Source organism: Paenibacillus rhizosphaerae, assembly GCF_014192015.1.
GTDB lineage: Bacteria > Bacillota > Bacilli > Paenibacillales > Paenibacillaceae > Paenibacillus_AQ > Paenibacillus_AQ rhizosphaerae.
The window spans coordinates 1,377,930-1,397,282 of sequence record NZ_JACHXJ010000002.1 but is presented as its reverse complement, the minus strand read 5'-3'; the positions used below and the strand labels follow the sequence as shown (position 1 = coordinate 1,397,282).

Sequence of the window (19,353 nt, the reverse complement as noted above, 5' to 3'; positions counted from 1 at the left end):
TCATCGTTTTAGTAAAGGGAATTCATATTTTGGCCCAAATTAATAGGGGAGATTGCTACTCTGCCTTAGAAGGCAGCTTTAAAACATATTCTTCAACTTCCTGGGCACGAGCATTGGAAAACCCCTTGTCTTCACCACAAATGATAAACCCGCATTTTTCCAATACCCGAATAGAAGCTGTATTATCTTTCACTGCACGAGCAAATAAGGGACGAATGTTAACATAGTTAAGAAGTTGAGAAAGTGATCGAGTTGCAATACCTCTTCCCCAATACTCTCGTCCGATCCAGTAGCTGACTTCTGGTTCACCGAACTGTTCAAAACTCGAAACATGCCCCGCCACTTGATCGTTAAAGAGTACAGTCTTTTTCATGATCCGATCGTCGTCTAATATCTTTTGCCAGTGAGACATAAAGGCAATCTTGTCCGTTGGATCTTTGGCGGTAAAGGCAGCCATATAGTTGGCAGTCATGTCCAATTGTTGTTCAAAAAATATCGGCAAGTCCTCTTTATTCACGTCTCGCAATATCACTTCGTTATTCATATTTTCACCTCACGAAATGGTGTTTTCCGAATTTTTACTTTTAGTAATTCAATACAAAGGCTCAACTATCCTGCCCGTCAGCTTCATTAACCTGAGAATGTAGTCATCGCCTTAGGCTCGAACTCGTAGTTTTAAGGAAGTTACCACGATGATTTCAATTCAGTTCCAAAACCAACTCACGTTGCAGGAAGCAAGACATAAGTTGTTAAATGAATCTTCAGAAGCATCGGATGTTGCTTTTCGCGTAGGATGTCAGACCGTTAAATCATTTTCTGTTTTAATATTCATAGCTTCTTGTAAAAGTCTTTGGAGAACAGCAGCAAAAACGGCGATCACCATAGAGGCGAAAATTATGACCAATCCCATGGGTATGAAGCTTGGAGGGTCGACTCTCTTCCCCAGGAGATAGTAGAGTGGCATACCTAGCAGGTACAAGGTACTGATTGTGATGGCACAGTATCTTATGTTCTTTAAAGCTTTTACCGACAATTCCGAGAACGCTTGGTTCTTATCAATATAGCCTAAAAGTTTAAAAGCTTGATACAGGGCAAAGTAAAAAGGAATCGCTGCTGCGTACATATCGATTACAACGAGAGTGTTCATATAAGCTATATCGGGATACAATTCTCCAGCAAAGTTACCAATCTTAGGCACTAAAAAGATGCACAAAGCGAGAATTGGGATCCCAATAAGAATAACAGCCATCTTCAAAAAAAGTGTTGTTCCTCGTTTCATAAAGTACCCCTCACTTATCTAATATCAGTTTTTACTTTGCCACATTATTTATTGTTTTACAATAAATTAATATCGTTTTCTATAAAAAAGCATTTCTCATTATAAAGAAATAGAAATGCCCATGCTTTAAAATGTTAACTACAACTTATCCAACAAACTGCCGTTAGCTGAACGCCTGCAGCCCAGATATAGCTGCGTAACTCCGTCTACGCGGAGATCAGCTTATCGCTGTCCGTTCTTTTTTCGTAACTGCTCAGCCATGTATATTTAGATGCTTATTCTGGTAACCGAACAACGTTTCATATTCAGGCAACCATATCCGTGTTTTATAATCCTTATCAACCATCGTAAATATATGTTCTTGTCGTCGGGTTTTGACAGAGCATATATCGTTTAAAACAAAAAAAGCCGCAGCCACGCGGCTATTAAGCGTATATGACTTGTCGTCTTATATATTTTAATTCTGCCCGAATTATCCTTGATCTCTTTTTGATCAAATGCGTCATAATTATAGGTCCGTTTTGCAACTTCAACTTAGTTGCTGTTTGCAAAGCGCTGGCTTAATGAATCGATTGTCGGGTGGTTTGGTTGTAAAGGTCTGCAAGCGATTGGGCGATCCGGTCGATGACCGTCTTAGAGCGGTAATACCCGCCGTGTGAATTAAGTGGGGTGCTGGCCAGAAAACCTGGGTTTCTGACCTCTACATCCTCCGTCACGGCCGCATCATATTCCGCGCTTAAACGCTTAAGCGGATAGGCGATCACATCATCTTTATCGTAGAAATTAACCCATTCGCCGTACGGGAGCCCTTCGGCCAAAAGAGCAGGCGAAGGAAACGATATCGGCTTGCCAAAGTCCTTATACCGCATCGTCCAGATCGCGATCGGGCTGCCCATTGTGTAAAAATGTGTCAGCGTATCGCCGCGAACGAGTGCAGAAGGATTCTCACCTATCGAAGCAAGCTTGCCGCTGGGCAACCTGCCGTTTTGCAGGTCGTATAAGAAGTTACTTGCGATGATGGTGCCGAGACTGTGGCTTATGATGCACAGCGGGGCGTTAGGTCCTGTGCACTGCGCGAGCTCCTGCAGCTTTTCATAAAACCGTTCGTGAATTGCGGTGTAGATGTAGTTCCGGTCATCGTCACCTGCTTTATGGGGCAGCGGCTGATAGGCAATCGCATCACCTAAAAAGCTGATCGCGTACCCGCGAGCATCGATCCACGTGTCCCAGTGCAGTTTGTCAGGCGCAAGCCTTTCCTTGAGCTCATCTTCAAGTCGGTCAGTGATGTCCGCCCAATAAATCCCCCTGCTGATTAGCTCGACCGCGGGACATATTTCACCTAACCGCTTGCTAATGACGCCTGCCATGGCCTCATGAAAATGTTCCTTTTGCTTCCCAATGCCGTGCACAAACCCTACCGCGATTTTCATCGAATCCCCCACCACCTTCAGCGCAAATGAACTTCCATATAATTCTAATTATAAGAGAGAGTATTCCTTCTTGTAACTAGTCTCTTACCGGCTCCCAAGGGTCTAATCAAGACCGCCCTTGACCTCATGAAAACGGCAGACGATCATTTAGATCGGCTGCCGCATAGAGATCGCTTGCCTCCGCCCTCTCGCGCTTCGCTAAAAGGTCATTGTATTCGAAGCCGCCGCATACTCCGGTTATGATTGAGATGGCTGACGGCCCATTCAGCGGCTTTGGATCAATAACCAGATTCCCCCCTTATTAAAGAGGGTTTCTTGTTCATTCAAGCTCCTTTTTAGTACTGTGCTTGGGACTTTGCGAATATACTCTAAGGATGGGTATCACAATGGCTTCTGCTATGTTCAGGGAGGAAGATAAGCACATGCCGATAAGTCCGCCAATCCTGCAGAGGGGCGATACCGTTGGAGTCGTTACCTTGGGCAGCCCGCTCGCTGCAGACATCATTAATGCACGAATCGAAATTTTAAGAGCAATGGGGTTCAATGTTGTATTGGGTCAATATGTATACGCTCAAAATGGGTTTCTTGCCGGCACAGACGAGCAGCGGGCTTCGGATTTGATGATGATGTTTCAGGACGAGCGGGTTAAAATGATACTGCCCACCAGAGGCGGTACAGGAGTGGCTGGAATTCTTCCTTACCTGGATTATACTGTGATCCGAAATCATCCAAAAATTGTTACAGGTTACAGCGATATAACGGTATTATTAAACGTACTGCATCAATATGTGGATTTAATAACATTCCATAGTCTGCTGCTAATTGACTTCAAATCCGAAACGCCCGCTTATAGCTTCGATCAGTTTTTTTCCGCGACATCCGTATATTCGTTAACCCGGGCAATCATGAATCCGCCGGGGATGCCGCTGATTAGCCGTGTACCGGGCAACGTTACTGGGCAGCTTGTGGGCGGTAATCTGACATCCTTTGTCGATACGTTGGGCACGCCTTTCGAAATCGATACGAGGGGTAAAGTTCTCGTTCTTGAAGAAACACATGAACCTACCAATACCGTATACAGGTACTTGAATCATTTGAAGCTTGCCGGAAAATTTCGTGACTGTATCGGCATTATTATGGGAGAGTGCTCAGGCTGCCAGGCGGCATATGGTAAATCTTATGAGGATGTTATCAACGAATTTGTTGTACCTCTCGGTAAGCCGATGATAACAAACCTTGCCACAGGTCATGGTTTTTATAAAGCCGCTTTGCCGATTGGCGCAACCGTTAATCTCGATTCAGTCAATAATAGAATAACTATAGTTGAACCTACCATCAGCGTTATCCGTTAGCGCAGGGGATGGGACAATTCGTATCCAGGTGCGCCGGTGTATTGGGCTGGCCGTAAGTGTCTATATGTTAGTGTCGTTGACGTTTATTTTCTTCGCTTTGACGGATGATCTCGTCAACGACGTGCTCGATCGGCGCGGTGGCGTCGATTATAATTCCGTTTTTCGGAATGTCTTCTTTCGTTTGGTGCAATCGCGCGATGAGTACCCGCTCCGCGTTCTTTGCACCCCATTCATTTTCCGGCCGCTCGTCAAGCCGCCGGTTCAATGTGTCAAGGTCGACATCGAGGACAAACACGCCGTCAAATAGATCTATGAATTTCGAAAAATTCCTAGATCCACCACAGAAATATGTTACCGCCTCTTCATGATTGGCGACCAAAGCTTTTACTTTATCTACATGCCAAATGTGGTGCTCGTGCGTGACGCCATCCGTCCGTATTCCCGTTTCCGGATCGCCTTGATAAGCCAGTTCACGGTCACCATGAATGGCATGGTAGCCGCGCCGCTGTAATTCGTTGCAGACCGAAGTTTTGCCTGTGCCGGAAACACCTTCAATTAGATAATTCCTAATGCCCATAGCTAGTCCCTCCATTCAACTAATAATCTTCAATCCTACTTTGCACTCTTTCGTAAAGAAAAGTTATCTCTGCTTCGGTCCAAAGCAGCTGGCATTGGGGTCGGCTTGTATTCACCTGTCTTCATTGAGCTATCGTTCACCGTCAGCTTAATGGGACACATTTGTAGCCTCAATGCCACCTACCTCTTATTCCGTTATTCCCATTACTTCTTATTCACTTGGAATTAATTCATATAAGTCACGAACATCACAACCGACGGAATCGGCGATCGATATGGCAACTTTGAGTGGCATCACTCTTTTGTTTTCAATAAAGTCGTAAACTCGTTCCGGTTTAAAAAGCAAGTCTTTTGCCAGCCATTCCGCTGACTTTCCGGATTCCATCAATCGTTCTTGCAGTAAGCAACGTCCAAGTTCAAATTTCAAGAAGCGATGCCCCCCCTGTGTAATATCAATACATATTTTCGCATCCAATGTATGTTATACGTTGGATTTCCTTATCTTCACTTGGTAAGCTGCGATCATGAAAAAGAAGATCATGCACATCAAACAAAGGATTGCCGCGCCCAAGTCACCCGTGGGTTTTTCACTTGCCTGCAGCCACTGCACCGATATTTCCGGCAAGAAGCCGGGGCTGTAGGCATATCGTGGCAGCCATGTCGAAGCCATGGACAGGAGTATTGCCGCCCCTAAGCTGACGAAGGCGATGCCAGCTGCAGAATTCATGAGAGAGCTCATGAACAGCGTAAGCGATCCGGTAAACCAGAGCCATAGCATATAGAGAAGCGCTGCTTTTAAGGCCGCTGCTGTCTCGACGCTTCCGATCATCTGTACAGTGTAATACCAGGCCCCAGCGTAGCCAAGCACAAAGGATGCGGTAACGAGAGACAGCATGATTGCCCACTTGGCCGCCGCGTAGGATAGGTAAGACACCGGCTTTGCAAAAATCATCTGCGAAACGCCGCTTTGACGCTCACCTGATATCAGGGTCATGATGGAAAGCACCAGGATCATGAGCCCGACTGAGTTGAATTGACCTAGCGTCTGCGCCATCACTTCCATTCCAGAAGGAGGATCGATCGTGATTGTCATGCCTTTTGGCATATTGCCCGAGGATTCCAAAATTACCGGCATAAAACGCGTCACCACGGGTTGCATGATCCCCAGCATCAAAAATACGAGCGGTACCCACAGCCATTTAAAGCTGCGTCCCATCTCCAGCATTTCTTTACGAAAAAATAATAAAAACTGTCTCATGATTGTACCACCTTTAAAAACAAGTCTTCGAGTGTGCTGCGGCCTGCTTCAAGCGAACGAATCATGATGCGGCGGGATGCAGCGTCGGCCATAAGCGCAAGGGAAGCTTGCTCGACGTTCTCAACCCTCAACTTCGCCCGTCTTCCAGAAACCTCCGAATGGATGACAAAATTCTTGCTGCAGGCAGCGGTCAGCCAGGAACGCGAAGCTTCGTCTTCACCCACTTCCAACCTGATCACTGGCTCACTGTGAGTTCGGCGAACATGTTCAAGACTTCCTTGAAGGGCGATAGCGCCACTCCGAATCATGAGAATTTCATCACATATCTCTTCTGCGTCATGCAGTACGTGCGTGGAAAACAGGACTGTCGTCTCCCGGCGAATTCGCTGGAGCAGAGTCAGCACATCCTTACGCCCTGTGGGGTCGAGCGCTGACACTGGCTCATCAAGAATAAGCAGTTTCGGCCTATGAATAAGTGCCTGGGCAAGTCCCAAACGCTGTTTCATGCCACCCGAATAGCCGCCGATCCTTCGCTTACCCTCATCTCGAAGACCCACTGCCTCCAGCCACTCGCCGGTCTCCCTCTTGGCCTCACGGTTCGTCAACCCGGCAAGCTCTCCGGCATAGAGCAGAAATTCAGCCCCGGTCATCCAAGGATAAAACACGGGCATTTGCGGCAAAAAGCCGATGTATGGCCGCCGATCCGTAGTCGGACTTCCGTTTATCAGTAGCTTAATCGATCCTCCTGACGGCTGAAGTAATCCAGTTAGCATCCTGATTGTCGTTGTTTTGCCGGCACCATTTGGACCGAGTAGAGCAGCACAGCTGCCTTCAGCGATACTGAACGTGATTCCTTTGACAACTTCACGCTCTCTAAAGCGCTTGGATAAATCCCTTACCTGGAGCAACGTCCGGGTCATGAGGCATCCTTCCTTCCTATGATAAAATAAGCGACTGAGCCCAGAATGTTACCGCACAAGATGATGATGACCCACAACCATTTCGGTCCGCGAATGGCTTCCGCTTTATACAAAGATACCAATCCCACCACAGCCAGAATCAGCTGCAGGACGATTATAGGCATGATCAGACTCCAAGGAATGCTTGAATTTATCGTATCCATGAGTCTTTCCCCCTTTATTTGTTTGGTTTGTTGCGATCATTGCCTCTCTTCAGGTGTTCTTTTCTCTTGGGCCAATAAATATGAACAAGCCAATAGGCAATAAGCGGTCCCGGAGCCTGGATCAGCCCGACAATCCCCCAGATCCAGTAGTATTTCGTATGGCGGCGGGAATGAGTGAACAAAAATAGGCTTTGGATCAGTAGTATGCACGCGACTAGTAATAACGCCCACACGGGAACCGTTTCGAGATTCGTTTTATGCATGGCCGGATCTCACCTTCTCCTTTGAACGATAAAAAAATCGTACAGCAAACGCGATGGCACCGACGAAGACCAGCCCCTGAATGACGACGAATACAACGATGTTCATGGATGCCAGGAGCAAATTGCTTGCGATTAAGGCCAGAGCTATGATCAAAAACAGCGCAACTTCCAGTACTGCACGTTTGCGGAGCCTTTGCTGCTCGGCTGCGACAAACTGAGCCAGCTCATGTAGCGGCGGCGGATCCGGCTTACGGATAGCCAGCTCCATCTGGTCGAATCCGTGCAACAGTTCAGCGATCAGAGCCGGGTCCTCCGCCAATGATTCTTCATGGAAGCTTTCGCCATCCGTATGATCCTGCTCGTTCAGACCAGCAAATCGTTCCCGCGTTCCTTTATTCCTTTTCATCAGTCGCCATCTCCTTTCGTAACTGCTGCAATCCGTGATGGATTCTGGACTTCACCGTCCCTGGTGGAATGTCCATCATGTCGGCGATTTCATCATAGGTATAGCCGTAATAATGCTTGAGCAAAATCGGCAGCCGCCATTCGTACCCGAGCCTGGACAAAGCTTGGATTGCATCAGTCCATTCCTCCTGCTGGGCTTTCAACTGCCATTCTGTGCTTCGAAGTGCCTGCTCCTGGTCCCTCCACTGCTTCTCTACTTTGATACGGCGCATCTGGTCGATATAAATCCTGGTAGCGATCGTGATCATCCAGGAAGAGAACTTCGATTTTCCGTTATATTGATGAATCTTCTCAATACACCTCAGCATGGTTTCCTGCGCCACATCCTCGGCCAGCTCCGGATTCATCGTCATTTTGATGAGATACTTCATTAAAAAGGAGTAATGGTTCCGCAGCAGCTGCGCCATCGCCTGGCTATCCCCGCGCTGCGCGCGTTTTATTTGCTTGAGCTCATCCAACCGCAGTCCCTGCTCCTTTCCTTGGTTTCATGTTTGCCATAATGATCACATCAGCTCGTACGCGACTCATGCAATCAAACATATGACGAGGAGGTTCACGAAATCGTTCACCGAACCCTAAAAAATGTTTACAAGAACTTCGTTCACAATTACTCAAACTCATTTTCCGTTGCCGTTGCTGACTTTATTCCTAACTTTTTTGACTAGGTTCTATTAGATTGAGCCAATACAATCCCGGTAATTCTTGTTTAGCGTTTGGAAAACCATTATAATTGTTAAAATTATTTCTGGAGACAACAGTTCATGGATAATCAAACATTAATAAAGCAATTTTACGAAATAATCATAGTCGAGGTAAGCTTTCTCTACATCAATCAGACTGTACGGAGGATATAATCCATGTCATCAAATCAAGAGAAAATTCGTGTGAACTATAAAGATGCTTTAATAGAGGATGAAAGATTTTTACGTGATAAGGCTAGCCGAATGGAGTCTTTCTACACTAAAAAATATATCGGTGAGTATATTTCCTCAGAAAAGAATGTTATTGAAATTGGCTGTGGGACAGGTCACTATGGAATGTCTTTGCTGAAAAATGTAGTTCTTATTTAGGAATTGATATTACGCCCGAAAACATCGATTTGTTTAATCAGAAAATATTGAACTCCGGCTTAAAAAATATTAAAGCTCAAGTTGGTGACGCAACAAATCTCGAAGGCATATTAGATAAAAGCTATGACCTTGTATTAATTTTGGGCCCGATGTATCACCTACCACCAGAGGAACGCAATTTAGTAATGCAAGAAAGCAAACGAATATGTAAAGAAAACGGCAATATTGTTTTTGCATATATAAATAAAGTTGGTGCTTATTTGGGAGGATGCTTTATGGCACCTAAAGCTTATCCGAGTAAAACGGCTAACGACTTCGTTTTCAATAAAGGAATTGACGATGTACGACCCGAGGTATTCTATTTCACAACTCCAGAAGAAATGGAAACGTCCGCCACCAATAACAATTTAACCGTTATTAAAAATGTAGGCGTTGATTTTTCTTTCTGTGCAAAAGCAATTAACGCGATGTCAGATGAACAATTGGAGGAATGGATGGTACTGTCTGACGTTATGAGTCAAAGCCCGTCCTGCGTGGGTGTTAGTAATCATGCGTTACTTATTTGCCAAAATAGCTAACCCCGGTGACTCCTTTGCGAACCTGTAGTTTCATGTTGATCTACACTGGCATAAGAGGGGTTATTCTTCATTTTCACTCCGAGACGAGTTCCCGGATTCCCCGAATGATCTGCTCCCTTGCCTTAAGCTTGTCCTTGAGCCGACCAATTTCGGCCTCTGCTTCTTCAGACCTGCCCGAGCCACTGAACTCAAATCCAGTAATAAGCCAATCGGTAGACACCTTGTACAGGTCGGCAAGCCTGGACAGCGATACCAGATCCGGTTCCGCCTTTGCGGTTTCATACCCTCTCAAGGTTTTATTGTTGATCTGCGTCAAACGGAATACTTCCATTTGCGTTAGTTTACGGTTAATACGAAAAAGCAACTTCCTTCGCCGGAACGGTGAGAGCCTAACAGTCGACTTTGTCCATACGGTAGTTGAGGCGCAGCGAATCAAAGTGATTGAAAAAAGCTCGGCGTTTCTTCCGCGGCTGGTATTCACGTTTGGGCTCTGAGCGCGTATCCTATCGGGAAAGGATTTTAATTCGCGGAGGCATTGACAGTGGGATACTATGTGACAGTAGAGCCGGGGGTACAACTCTACGTGGAGGACATCAACCCGGCTGGAAGCAAGACGATTGTGTTTCTTCATGGCTGGCCGCTCAGCCATGACCAGTTCGAATATCAGTTTGACGTGCTGCCGGGCATGGGTTACCGCTGTATTGGTATCGACTGGCGAGGCTTCGGAAAGTCGGACCGCCCCTACGGTGGATATAATTTAGAAAGGCTTGCGGACGATATTCGCGCCGTCGTTGAAGCGCTGCAGTTGAACGATTTCGTGCTCGCCGGGCATTCGACCGGAGGCGCGATTGCGATCAAATACGTCGTTCGGTACAACGGCGGCGGCGTATCCAAACTCGTGCTGATCGACGCTGCGGCACCGCGCGGCTTCACGAAAGAGACGGCAGCGCAGCTGCTGAAGCAGACGTTGAACGACCGGGCAAAAATGATGCTTGGCGTGACGGACATTTTCTTCTTCCGTTACATCACCAAGCCATTCTCGGACTGGTTTCATCAAATGGGCATGCAGGCTGCCGGATGGTCGACGGCCGCAATCATCGTCATGCTGCGGGACTTTGATTTGAATGGCGATCTTTCTCTCATCCAAGTTCCGACGCTGATCGTGCATGGCATTCACGACCAGGTCATTCCTTTCAGCCAAGCGGAGGAGATGCAGCGGAAAATTCCCCATTCCCAGCTCGTGCCGTTCATGTACAGCGGCCACGGCTCGTTCTATGACGAACGAGACAAGTTTAATGAGCTAATACGTGAGTTCGTCGGAAATGCGCGGGGCGCCTCGACGCGAGAACCCCAGTAGCAGGACGACAGGCAAGTTAATAAACGACAGCCTTTATGCGGCTGTCATCTTTTCGAGTTTGATTGAACTATCGTTTCCCGTTAGTTCAATCATGTCTTCACTCTTGGTTAGATTGAGGTATAATACCATCGCAAACTGCTATTCCATAATCATATTTACTACTTGTTTCGCGAATGCAGCATAAGGCTTAACCAGATCCGGCCTTCGATTAATAGCCCACCTGAGGTTATCGAAAGCCCGTAATAAGAGATAATTCCTTATGCCAGAAAGGTCTTCCCCACTTATTCCGTACCCCTCCATAAACGCTTGGAATTCTTCAGTATTTGGGCTTTCATCCAGTCCTAGGATTTGGTAATGCATCAGTTGAGCAACGGTTGCATGCGGTACCACGCTTACTTTTGCATTCCAATCCAGCAAGATCACTTGGTTTGCCTGATTGACAATCGTATTCTTTAAAGAGATATCTCCATGGTTTAATCCGAAACGGAATGGTTCACTCTTTAAATCCTCAAACCGGTTTTTTATTCTCTCCGATTCCATCTGATTGATTACCCCAAGCTCAATCAAGCGATCATGCTCAGTCAAACTATTGATATTATGCTGTACATACCCTTGCCAAGTACCGTCTGATCCAGCATGAGGTGGTGACTGAAACTCTCCGTGGACTGGATCAATCAGATTTTCCCCGTATCCTTTCACCTGAATCGAATGAATAAGCTTGGCATATTCGCCCAGTCTTCTCCAAATAGTGGACTTTGGTACAGTACTGTCTACCCCGTTGTCTCCCTCAATAAAAGGTTGAATCATATATGCGGTCTCATCAACTATGCCAATGGACAACACCTCAGGTCCAGGAACGCCTACTTTGGCTGCTTGCTCGATACACCATTTCTCTTTGATAAAGCTTTGATATTCATCTTTTCCGTTCATACGGACAACCACTTTATGAATCTTTGTTTCAACTACGCAAACCTGATTTGTGATTCCTTTTCCTTCAATCGGATAAGAAGTTTTAACTTTTTCTTGAAGAAAATCCCCTGCAATTCGTGCTGCTTGTTTATCTAAAGAGTCTTTCATTGTGAGTTATATCCTCCCTCAAATACCTTGCTTTGAATAGTTTACCACGAACTTATTTGGGAGATCATTTATTTCACCGTTAGCTTAATGAACCTGCTGCAGTCTAGACTGTAAACATGTCCCTGTCTGCCGCTCCGTATTTAAACCCTCGTTACTCTAAAAGAGTTAATTGTTAACAACTTTTAAATCGAATGTTTAAGATGCCAATCTAAATCGTCGGTATCCTCTCTAAATGCCGAAGTCGCTGCGGCGCATAGGAGTTACTTTATTCTAGTGTGATGACCTTTCCTTTGGAGCTTCTTTCACATTTTACCCCTCCGGTATTGTTCGTTTTAGTTTTCGCTGCAAATTGTGCTGCGATCTTTCGTAATTTTAGTATAGAAAGAAGGATCCCGCTGTTCTATACACTAGTCTTTACATTCGTATACACCTCTTGACACCAGGCAAAAATCAATAAAAGGATATCAAACAAAAAATCACCGGCATACATGCCGGTGATTTTTTAAGATTTGGGAATCTGTAATGGTTTATTCCTGTGTGACAACGGACCGTGTCAAGTATTAATGGTTATGACTTCCCTTGCTTAACTCTTTCGATACTTGGGATTCGGTGCCTGGTTCGACAATGACAAACTGCCCCATCATACCGCTATCCTCATGATATAACAAGTGACAGTGATACATGTACGGTGTATCGGGATCAGGATAGCTTCCAAAGTCGACGGCCAGTCTGACTGTAGTGCCATTCGGAATAAAGACCGTATCTTTTCTCCCACGCTCGTATAATGGCGGCAATTCTCCATTCTTGTCAATTACGGTGAACGCTGCATCGTGAATATGGAAGTTATGATCCCAACCTTTATTTGTGATCTCCCATATTTCACGTGCGCCAGCCGGAATAACCTCATCAATACGATTCATGTCCATTTCCTTGCCATTCATTGCAGATTTCGTGGTGAGTTCAAATTTACGTACCTTTACTTTTTCAGGCACATCGATGAGCGGTTCAGCGGTAAGGTGATCCGGGAGTGGTGTCGAAGGCGATAAACTTGTATCCACGATCATCTTTACGAGATCAAACTCCCCATTCTCGATCCCTTCTTTTCCCGCAAAGCTGTGCAAGATCGTTTCTTCGCCAGCTTCAAACTCCACCACGATCTCTGCACGTTCACCCGGACTTAGCAACAAACGATCTAATAAAACGGGTTCAGGTAAAAGTCCCGCATCATTGCCGATCAGATTAAATGAACGATTATCCGAAAAGCCGATATTATAAGCTCTCGCATTCGAACCATTCAGTAATCTAAAGCGAACCTGACTTGCAGTGATCTCCAGGTACGGATCGTATGTCCCATTGACTAAGATTTGATTGCCTAACAACCCAAACGGAGTCATACTCATATTTTCGTTAAAAGAACCGTCGCCCTTAAATAATTTATCTTGGATGATCATCGGGATGTCGTTAACACCATATTCCGAAGGCAGCTTTTTAGACTCCTCATCCTCGACGATAAATAGTCCTGCAAGACCACGATAAACGTGCTGCGCTGTCTTCCCATGCAAATGGGGATGATACCATGTAGTCGCGGCAGGCTGCTCGATTGTCCAATAAGGTTCCCAGGTTGCTCCTGCTTCGATCATCTGATGCGGTCCACCGTCCATTACGGCGGGTAATCGCATCCCATGCCAATGCAAGGTTGAGCTTTCATTCAATTGATTGATCACATCGAAAGAAACTTGGTCGCCGCGCGAAACCCGGAGGGTCGGCCCTAAATAAGTTCCGTTAATTCCCCAAGTGGGCGTCTGCTTTCCCTCCAAAAACTCCGTTGATCCTGACTGCATGGTTAAGGTAAAATGTTTCTTACCCTCTGACTCCGTCATTGGCTCAAGGATTGGCGGAATTTGCAAAGGATTCTTAAATTCAAGCTTACCAACGTTCGTGGTTGTATCCCCATCACATCCGACTAAAGAAAATGCTGATAAAACGAGCAGCAGCGTGAGCCGTTGAAGGTGTTTTTTCATTTTCTATACTCGCTTTCCTCATCGTTAATTCCTTTTAATCTCAATAGATCTACATGTGACTCGTTCATGTAATGATCATATTAGAGGAATATTGTGAACTTATGACGATGAGTTGCGGTACCTGTGAACTTTACGGATCATTGCCCCTAATACCGCCCTACTCCCGGCTCCCCATCGTAGAACGATCACAAAAAAGGCCAACCAGAAGATTCTGGCTAGCTTGTCGTACGAACCGATAAAAAGCACTGCAGAAGATTTTGAATTACAACTATTTGCACAATTTATTATTTAAAGATGGATCAAAATATTGATAAGTTTCCCGAATGGGTCTCTGACAAAAAAACGCCGAACTCCCCATGGCTCCTCAGTGGGTCCATATTCAATGGGAATTCCTGCTTCTTTTATACGAGTTAATGCGACATCAAGATCATCGACCTCAATTGACAGATCAGGCACAGGTGCTCCGGATCCTCCCTCTAACAGGAAACTAACCTGAGCGCCCATTTTCCCATGCGAACCGTATGTTGCAATAAATCCCATATCCATTAGTTGATCAAGTCCAAGTAACTCCCCGTAAAAATACGAAGCTTTTGAAATGTCCTGCGTCTCAACATTTGCAACAATTCGTTTGATCTTCACTTTTTTATCCTCCTAAAGTTTTGATATCAAATTTTTACTCAACAATGGTCAAGTTCGAGGAACAACCTAAGTCCTTCTGCTCTCCAATTTGCTTTATCAATGTTCATGTTTCCGCTCATTTATCCTTTCGTCATTTCCCTCATCATCAACAACGCGTTCAAGAACAAGCCTAGCGAGATGACGGGATGTACCGCTGCCGCAAATCCGATTTCTTCCGAGAAGACAGCCGTCGCGAAGATCAAAAGGATTAGGCCGATCAGCACCAAACTCTTCATTTTCATGCTCTTGGGCAGTCTGGCCGGAAAAGACAAAATAAACAACAATACGGGGATAGGCGCGAAGTACATGGCAAAATGACCGTGCATCCCCCATTGAGACGAATCTACGAACAGCGCCAATCCAGCCAAGAATACCTGTAATGCGATGCAGATCGAAAAAAGTACGTTCAATATGCTAAAACCCAACCGCGCGTATTGAGCTGCTGCCGGCAGCGAAGCGCGGGTTGCGGTCATTTTCTGTACATCCATGGTTTCATTCCTCCCTTAGATTGGCCTTTCGGAAACCGCACGAATGGTGTAGGGGTACGGATCCAATTGAAACTCCCCTTCTTTAGGATCGAGAATCGTCATTCGAATAGGATGAACTTCTGGAATCATCATCGAGGGATACCATCCGATAGCCATATCCCCCAGAATGAACATTCCATGCTCGTCACCGAGCATCTGAAAGTTCTTTCCGTCCCCGACATATCGCGTGACATCAAAACGGGAATCTAGGCGCTGAATTGCCTCGGATAAGCTGCCGCGAAGCGGAAAGCCGATCTCGCTGACATTCAGAATGGATTTGTGATCGAAAGGCTCTGTTAAGGCATTGTCCATTCGATGCCGAGCGATGAACTCCACCAGATTCCCCGAAGGATCTTCGAAATAGAAGGCATGCGCATCGGTTCCTTCGAAATAAGCGATATCTTCGTTTGCCTGGATTCCTGCATACGGAAGGGGCGCAGCGGAAAGCACCTGACGGCCCTTCGCCAGAAGCCAGCTTTTCGCCTCACGTATTTGGTTCTCGGGGATATTCATTGCAAGATGGTAGGATGGCAGCACCCTTTCCTCCGCCTCGCGAACGAAAGTCAACCGCGTTTCACCAGCAACGATCGTGATTGAATGTTCCGTTATATCTGCTAAAGCAAATCCAAGTCTTTCTGTGTAGAACTCCTTCAGTTCAGCTAACCGGGCGGTTCTCAGTTCCAATTCAATGATTCTCATCTCACTGCCTCCTTCAGATATTTGCGTTTGTCAGGATTTGCAACTGCATAGAGGAAATGAATCCTGCTGTCCGAAGTCTCGAACGAATAAACGTAAGCAATGCGTCCGCCAACAACGGCCACATCATACTTTGCAATCATTCGAAGAAACCTCCTTCATGCGCTCTCATTAAGCAAGACAGGAAGGGGGCCGTTAATGTGACAAAATAAAAAATTGCGAATAAGTGAAATAGCATTGGTCTGCGGTTACAGCTCAATTAAGAAATAAAGCTTTCGTGATGGACAGCTACTAAAAAAAGTCACAGCCATGATCCATGGCTGTGACTTTTCACATAATCTCGTGATGCTTTCAAACAAGACCCGCGAAGGCAAGATGAAGGCGACCGGGGTCAGCAATTTCCTGCCTGACCGTTTGATGGAACTAATCGTATGCCTGCGTTGAACAATTGATTAGATGTTTAGTCGAGGTTTTTAAGTACCTGCTTACTTACGGCGTCCAGCTTGGTCGCTTCCTCTTCGGTCAGTTCTACGTCAACGGAATGCAGATTCTCAAAGAAATGCTTCTCGTTTTGCGTGCCCACGATCGCCGAGGTCAGGCCCTTCTGGTGTAGCAGCCAACGAATTGCGATTTGCGAGAGAGTGGCATTCTTGGCTGCGGCTATTTCCTCCAAGAGACGGATGAGGTCCGCCGTTTTCAGCAGGTTTTCTGATTGGAATAAAGGCCTCTCCTTGCGAAAATCTGTAACTTCTTTGCCTTTGTGGAAAATTCCGGTCAGAATCCCCTTAGCGAGGGAGTTGTAGCTCATAATGCTGATGTCGTTTTGCAAACAATAACCAAGCAATTCGTCTTCAATGCTGCGCTGGAGCATATGATACTCGGGCTGGATCGCGTCAACCCGACCATATTGCATGGCCTTCTTCAGCTGAGCTAGCGAGAAATTGGATACACCGATTGCACGAATAACGCCTTCTTCTTTCAACTTGCTTAGCTCTCCCATAGATTCCTCGATCGGGATTTCGTTACTGGGCGTATGGATGTAATACAAGTCGATATAGTCCGTGTTCAGCCTGAACAAGCTTTGCCACAGGGCCGTACGGATATCTTTGGGCCGCAGGTGATGAGCGCTTACCTTTGTTGCGATTACGCATTGTTTTCTTACATTGGCTAGGGCTTTTCCTACAATAAACTCTGAGCGCCCTGCCCCATAAAGCTCAGCGGTATCGAATGAGTTTACGCCGTTATCAAAAGCTTGGCGGAGAAGCCGGATGTTGTCCTCTTCGGGCTTCAGCTCCCAGCGAGTCAGTCCGCCTGAAAAGGCGTTGCCCCCTCCCAGTTCCATTGCGCCGTACGTAATGCGGGACACTTCCATGTCCGTTCTGCCGAGTTTTGCGTATTTCATTAGACTTCTACTCCTTTCTCGAATCGATATGTACACGAAAAAAAACGATATGCCTTGAATCGAATTACTGCCTTCAGTACTCCCGGTAAATGGATGTGATTTTCGTTCTTTCTCATGAAGTTATGGGATCTTCGAGCACAGCTCATATTTTCATATTCGCGAATCGATTAAGCTATCCTGCCTGTTGGCTGAATTTTTTAAGAGCCAGCTAGTAATCTTATTAATTACGGCTAACCATACAAGTTCTTGTTTTTTCGCCAAATGATATGTACTTGTCGTCAACTAGGGAAATGAACTTGCATCGTTAAAACAAAAAAAAGCCGCAGTTACGCGGCTATGAAGAGTATATGTTATTGTATTGGTCACTTCCATCTTGTCCATCAAAGCGAAAACGGCGGCGTCACTGAATCATCGCCCGGATAGTTCAACGACCTTGGTGGCAATGTTGCTCACAAATTCGCTGTCATGCTCTACAAACAGAAGCGTCGGCATGTATTCGAGCAGCAGCTCTTCAATTTGCATGCGGGAGATGACATCCACGAAATTAAGCGGCTCGTCCCAAATATACAAATGGGCTCTTTCGCTGAGACTTCTAGCGATCAATACCTTCTTCTTTTGACCGCCGCTGTAGGTCGAGATATCCTTTTCAAATTGCAGTCTCGAGAAATCAAGCTTTCGCAATATCGACTTAAACAGGCTCTCATCAATCCCGCAGCTTTTCGCATATTCGGACAAATCCCCCCGAAGGTGGGACGTATCCTGGGCTACGTATGATATTTTTAGCTGGGCGTCCATATGGAATCCTCCGCAGTATGGGATATCCTCACCGCAGACCAGCTTCAAAATACTGGACTTGCCTGTACCGTTTGCACCGGATAACGCAATCCGCTCCCCTTGTTGAATCTCAAAGGTCACGTCTTCGCATACCGTGTTCGACCCGTATGAAATTGAGACGTGATCCAGCTCGGCCAGGCGCTCTTTGTAAAATGGAAGCGGAGAAATTTGGAGACTCTCCGTGTTCTCGATATTTTTGAGAAGCTTACTTTTCTCCTCAATGGCAGAGAGTTGCCGCTGCTGGATTGCTTTCGAACGTTTCATCATTTTGGCTGCCTTATGACCAATATACCCCTTGTCCACTTTGGAGCCGGAATTTCTCGTGCCGTTTTTGGTACTTTCCACTTCATGCGACCAGCCGCTTGTCCGCTTGGCGGAATCCGATAAGCGTTGAACGTCCCGTTTCAGCTTTTCGTTCTGAGCCAGCTCGAATTGGTCCTGTCTCTGCTTGTTCTCCCACCATGTCGAGAAATTCCCCTTCTGGATTTCGATATTGGTTTTGTTAATGGACAAAATATGATCGACGCACCGATCCAGAAAGGCCCGGTCGTGGGAGACCAAAATAAACCCGCTCTTTCGGTTAAGGTAATCGGCGACCAGCTTTCTCGCATGCGAGTCAAGATGATTTGTCGGCTCGTCAATCAGTAAGAAATGGTTGTCCTTGATGAATAAGGCGGCCAGCAGCACCTTTGTCTGCTCTCCGTTCGACAACGTATTAAACGGGCGGTACAGCACATCCTCCGATACTTTCAACCAGTTCAGCTCGCGAATCAGTTTCCATTGAAGATAGTCCGGATAGACCTCGCCGATTACGTCTATAGTAAGATGTTCTTTATGTTGTACCTCGAACGGGAAATAATCGAATTCGACGTTCGCGGATATGGTCCCGCTGTATTTGAGCTGCCCCTGCATCAGATGGAGGAATGTCGTTTTCCCTCTTCCATTCCTGCCCGTAAAACCTAACTTCCAATCGGTATCGATCTGAAAATTGACGTTCTCAAAAATGTTGTCGTAACTTCCCTCATAGGCAAACGTAAGGTTCGAAACATAAATCTGTGACATCAAATGGACCTCCAGTTAAGTGTTGGCGGAAAAAATAAACCGCTCCCGCCCGTTACCGGAAGCCAACAAAAAACGCCGAAAGAACACCAGTCCAACCAGTGCTTCTCGGCGCTCACGTGAACCCGACCATACAATAAATAAACCGAGCGATATCCATTCAATAATCGCTTGGCAGATGTATATATGGGGGACAAAGCTCCGGTAACTGATTGTTTATTCGGTGAACCATGCCAAAAAAACGCCAATATGACAGGTTCACATGAACATCTACAACCTCCAATTCCGACATTGCTTTATCCCTCCCC

General features: G+C 46.1%; 23 protein-coding genes. 4 read left to right on the top strand and 19 right to left on the bottom strand.

The genetic code is table 11. The annotated features are described in order from the left end of the window. Nucleotides 1–55 precede the first annotated feature (55 nt). The 3 genes from FHS19_RS15030 to FHS19_RS15020 all read right to left on the bottom strand — a co-directional run bounded on the left by FHS19_RS15030 (nt 56) and on the right by FHS19_RS15020 (nt 2,709). Complete coding sequence (locus FHS19_RS15030; RefSeq protein ID WP_183582571.1) at nt 56–544, bottom strand: GNAT family N-acetyltransferase; 489 nt, start codon at nt 542–544, stop codon at nt 56–58. A 252-nt stretch (nt 545–796) separates the two neighbouring features. Next, the gene (locus FHS19_RS15025; protein WP_183582570.1) at nt 797–1,279 is read right to left on the bottom strand and encodes a DUF2975 domain-containing protein; all 483 of its coding nucleotides are present in this window, start codon (nt 1,277–1,279) and stop codon (nt 797–799) included. Between the two features lie 560 nt (nt 1,280–1,839). Further along, a complete protein-coding gene (locus FHS19_RS15020; RefSeq protein WP_183582569.1) occupies nt 1,840–2,709 on the bottom strand; it encodes a chemotaxis protein in 870 nt (289 codons plus the stop codon). A gap of 422 nt (nt 2,710–3,131) precedes the next feature. On the opposite strand from FHS19_RS15020, the gene FHS19_RS15015 reads away from it, so the two are divergent. Then, a complete protein-coding gene (locus FHS19_RS15015; protein ID WP_183582984.1) occupies nt 3,132–4,061 on the top strand; it encodes a S66 peptidase family protein in 930 nt (309 codons plus the stop codon). Nucleotides 4,062–4,128: 67 nt separating this feature from the next. Here FHS19_RS15015 and FHS19_RS15010 read toward each other — a convergent pair whose 3' ends face one another. From FHS19_RS15010 to sigY, 7 genes are all read right to left on the bottom strand, one after another. Further along, the gene (locus FHS19_RS15010) at nt 4,129–4,638 is read right to left on the bottom strand and encodes an AAA family ATPase (protein ID WP_183582568.1); all 510 of its coding nucleotides are present in this window, start codon (nt 4,636–4,638) and stop codon (nt 4,129–4,131) included. 210 nt (nt 4,639–4,848) lie between these two features. Then, nucleotides 4,849–5,064 (bottom strand): XRE family transcriptional regulator, encoded by a 216-nt coding sequence (locus FHS19_RS15005; protein WP_183582567.1) that lies wholly within the window; start codon nt 5,062–5,064, stop codon nt 4,849–4,851. Nucleotides 5,065–5,118: 54 nt separating this feature from the next. Then, entirely contained in the window at nt 5,119–5,895 is a 777-nt protein-coding gene (locus FHS19_RS15000) for an ABC transporter permease (protein ID WP_183582566.1), read from the bottom strand. Next, entirely contained in the window at nt 5,892–6,815 is a 924-nt protein-coding gene (locus FHS19_RS14995; RefSeq protein WP_183582565.1) for an ABC transporter ATP-binding protein, read from the bottom strand. The genes FHS19_RS15000 and FHS19_RS14995 overlap by 4 nt, the downstream gene beginning before the upstream one ends. Further along, a complete protein-coding gene (locus FHS19_RS14990) occupies nt 6,812–7,018 on the bottom strand; it encodes a PLDc N-terminal domain-containing protein (protein WP_183582564.1) in 207 nt (68 codons plus the stop codon). Before FHS19_RS14990 ends, FHS19_RS14995 begins: the two co-directional genes overlap by 4 nt. Nucleotides 7,019–7,273: 255 nt before the next feature. Beyond that, the gene (locus FHS19_RS14985; RefSeq protein WP_183582563.1) at nt 7,274–7,687 is read right to left on the bottom strand and encodes a YxlC family protein; all 414 of its coding nucleotides are present in this window, start codon (nt 7,685–7,687) and stop codon (nt 7,274–7,276) included. Further along, a complete protein-coding gene (sigY, locus tag FHS19_RS14980) occupies nt 7,674–8,204 on the bottom strand; it encodes an RNA polymerase sigma factor SigY (protein WP_183582562.1) in 531 nt (176 codons plus the stop codon). The genes FHS19_RS14985 and sigY overlap by 14 nt, the downstream gene beginning before the upstream one ends. A gap of 399 nt (nt 8,205–8,603) precedes the next feature. Between sigY and FHS19_RS14975 the strand changes: the two genes are divergently transcribed. Together FHS19_RS14975 and FHS19_RS14970 are read left to right on the top strand one after the other, a co-directional pair. Further along, nucleotides 8,604–8,816, top strand: a complete 213-nt coding sequence (locus tag FHS19_RS14975; RefSeq protein ID WP_183582561.1) for a hypothetical protein — start codon at nt 8,604–8,606, stop codon at nt 8,814–8,816. A gap of 29 nt (nt 8,817–8,845) precedes the next feature. Further along, entirely contained in the window at nt 8,846–9,394 is a 549-nt protein-coding gene (locus FHS19_RS14970) for a class I SAM-dependent methyltransferase (protein WP_221223923.1), read from the top strand. Between the two features lie 73 nt (nt 9,395–9,467). Here the strand turns inward: FHS19_RS14970 and FHS19_RS35275 are convergent, their stop codons facing one another. Continuing rightward, on the bottom strand, nt 9,468–10,025 hold the full coding sequence (locus tag FHS19_RS35275) for a helix-turn-helix domain-containing protein (protein ID WP_281382515.1): 558 nt from the start codon (nt 10,023–10,025) through the stop codon (nt 9,468–9,470). Here FHS19_RS35275 and FHS19_RS14960 point away from each other — a divergent pair. Continuing rightward, nucleotides 9,936–10,751, top strand: a complete 816-nt coding sequence (locus FHS19_RS14960) for an alpha/beta fold hydrolase (RefSeq protein WP_183582559.1) — start codon at nt 9,936–9,938, stop codon at nt 10,749–10,751. The two genes, FHS19_RS35275 and FHS19_RS14960, sit on opposite strands and share 90 nt — an antisense overlap. A gap of 138 nt (nt 10,752–10,889) precedes the next feature. On the opposite strand, the gene FHS19_RS14955 is transcribed toward FHS19_RS14960, so the two are convergent. The 8 genes from FHS19_RS14955 to FHS19_RS14920 all read right to left on the bottom strand — a co-directional run bounded on the left by FHS19_RS14955 (nt 10,890) and on the right by FHS19_RS14920 (nt 19,048). Next, nucleotides 10,890–11,828, bottom strand: a complete 939-nt coding sequence (locus FHS19_RS14955; protein WP_183582558.1) for a phosphotransferase — start codon at nt 11,826–11,828, stop codon at nt 10,890–10,892. A 560-nt stretch (nt 11,829–12,388) separates the two neighbouring features. Then, entirely contained in the window at nt 12,389–13,849 is a 1,461-nt protein-coding gene (locus FHS19_RS14950; RefSeq protein ID WP_183582557.1) for a multicopper oxidase family protein, read from the bottom strand. 288 nt (nt 13,850–14,137) lie between these two features. Continuing rightward, complete coding sequence (locus FHS19_RS14945; protein WP_183582556.1) at nt 14,138–14,488, bottom strand: VOC family protein; 351 nt, start codon at nt 14,486–14,488, stop codon at nt 14,138–14,140. Between the two features lie 119 nt (nt 14,489–14,607). After that, the gene (locus tag FHS19_RS14940; protein WP_183582555.1) at nt 14,608–15,015 is read right to left on the bottom strand and encodes a DUF6220 domain-containing protein; all 408 of its coding nucleotides are present in this window, start codon (nt 15,013–15,015) and stop codon (nt 14,608–14,610) included. Between the two features lie 15 nt (nt 15,016–15,030). Beyond that, nucleotides 15,031–15,753 carry a VOC family protein gene (locus tag FHS19_RS14935; protein WP_183582554.1) on the bottom strand — a complete coding sequence of 241 codons (723 nt, stop codon included), beginning with the start codon at nt 15,751–15,753 and terminating at the stop codon, nt 15,031–15,033. Continuing rightward, complete coding sequence (locus tag FHS19_RS14930; RefSeq protein ID WP_183582553.1) at nt 15,750–15,893, bottom strand: hypothetical protein; 144 nt, start codon at nt 15,891–15,893, stop codon at nt 15,750–15,752. The genes FHS19_RS14935 and FHS19_RS14930 overlap by 4 nt, the downstream gene beginning before the upstream one ends. A 317-nt stretch (nt 15,894–16,210) precedes the next feature. Beyond that, a complete protein-coding gene (locus FHS19_RS14925) occupies nt 16,211–17,152 on the bottom strand; it encodes an aldo/keto reductase (RefSeq protein ID WP_183582552.1) in 942 nt (313 codons plus the stop codon). Between the two features lie 408 nt (nt 17,153–17,560). Beyond that, on the bottom strand, nt 17,561–19,048 hold the full coding sequence (locus FHS19_RS14920; protein WP_183582551.1) for an Lsa family ABC-F type ribosomal protection protein: 1,488 nt from the start codon (nt 19,046–19,048) through the stop codon (nt 17,561–17,563). Nucleotides 19,049–19,353: the final 305 nt, after the last annotated feature.

Bases quoted from the DNA above. Each gene is read 5' to 3' on its own strand.
- FHS19_RS14955 (WP_183582558.1), bottom strand. From the start codon at position 11,828: ATGAAAGACTCTTTAGATAAACAAGCAGCACGAATTGCAGGGGATTTT.
- FHS19_RS15025 (WP_183582570.1), bottom strand. From the start codon at position 1,279: ATGAAACGAGGAACAACACTTTTTTTGAAGATGGCTGTTATTCTTATT.
- FHS19_RS14925 (WP_183582552.1), bottom strand. From the start codon at position 17,152: ATGAAATACGCAAAACTCGGCAGAACGGACATGGAAGTGTCCCGCATT.
- FHS19_RS14920 (WP_183582551.1), bottom strand. From the start codon at position 19,048: ATGTCACAGATTTATGTTTCGAACCTTACGTTTGCCTATGAGGGAAGT.
- FHS19_RS14990 (WP_183582564.1), bottom strand. From the start codon at position 7,018: ATGGATACGATAAATTCAAGCATTCCTTGGAGTCTGATCATGCCTATA.
- FHS19_RS35275 (WP_281382515.1), bottom strand. From the start codon at position 10,025: ATGAAGAAACACAATCGTCTTGCTTCCAGCCGGGTTGATGTCCTCCAC.
- FHS19_RS15000 (WP_183582566.1), bottom strand. From the start codon at position 5,895: ATGAGACAGTTTTTATTATTTTTTCGTAAAGAAATGCTGGAGATGGGA.
- FHS19_RS15010 (WP_183582568.1), bottom strand. From the start codon at position 4,638: ATGGGCATTAGGAATTATCTAATTGAAGGTGTTTCCGGCACAGGCAAA.
- FHS19_RS14985 (WP_183582563.1), bottom strand. From the start codon at position 7,687: ATGAAAAGGAATAAAGGAACGCGGGAACGATTTGCTGGTCTGAACGAG.
- FHS19_RS15030 (WP_183582571.1), bottom strand. From the start codon at position 544: ATGAATAACGAAGTGATATTGCGAGACGTGAATAAAGAGGACTTGCCG.
- FHS19_RS14935 (WP_183582554.1), bottom strand. From the start codon at position 15,753: ATGAGAATCATTGAATTGGAACTGAGAACCGCCCGGTTAGCTGAACTG.
- FHS19_RS15020 (WP_183582569.1), bottom strand. From the start codon at position 2,709: ATGAAAATCGCGGTAGGGTTTGTGCACGGCATTGGGAAGCAAAAGGAA.
- FHS19_RS15015 (WP_183582984.1), top strand. From the start codon at position 3,132: ATGCCGATAAGTCCGCCAATCCTGCAGAGGGGCGATACCGTTGGAGTC.
- FHS19_RS14950 (WP_183582557.1), bottom strand. From the start codon at position 13,849: ATGAAAAAACACCTTCAACGGCTCACGCTGCTGCTCGTTTTATCAGCA.
- FHS19_RS14940 (WP_183582555.1), bottom strand. From the start codon at position 15,015: ATGGATGTACAGAAAATGACCGCAACCCGCGCTTCGCTGCCGGCAGCA.
- FHS19_RS14995 (WP_183582565.1), bottom strand. From the start codon at position 6,815: ATGACCCGGACGTTGCTCCAGGTAAGGGATTTATCCAAGCGCTTTAGA.
- FHS19_RS14975 (WP_183582561.1), top strand. From the start codon at position 8,604: ATGTCATCAAATCAAGAGAAAATTCGTGTGAACTATAAAGATGCTTTA.
- FHS19_RS14930 (WP_183582553.1), bottom strand. From the start codon at position 15,893: ATGATTGCAAAGTATGATGTGGCCGTTGTTGGCGGACGCATTGCTTAC.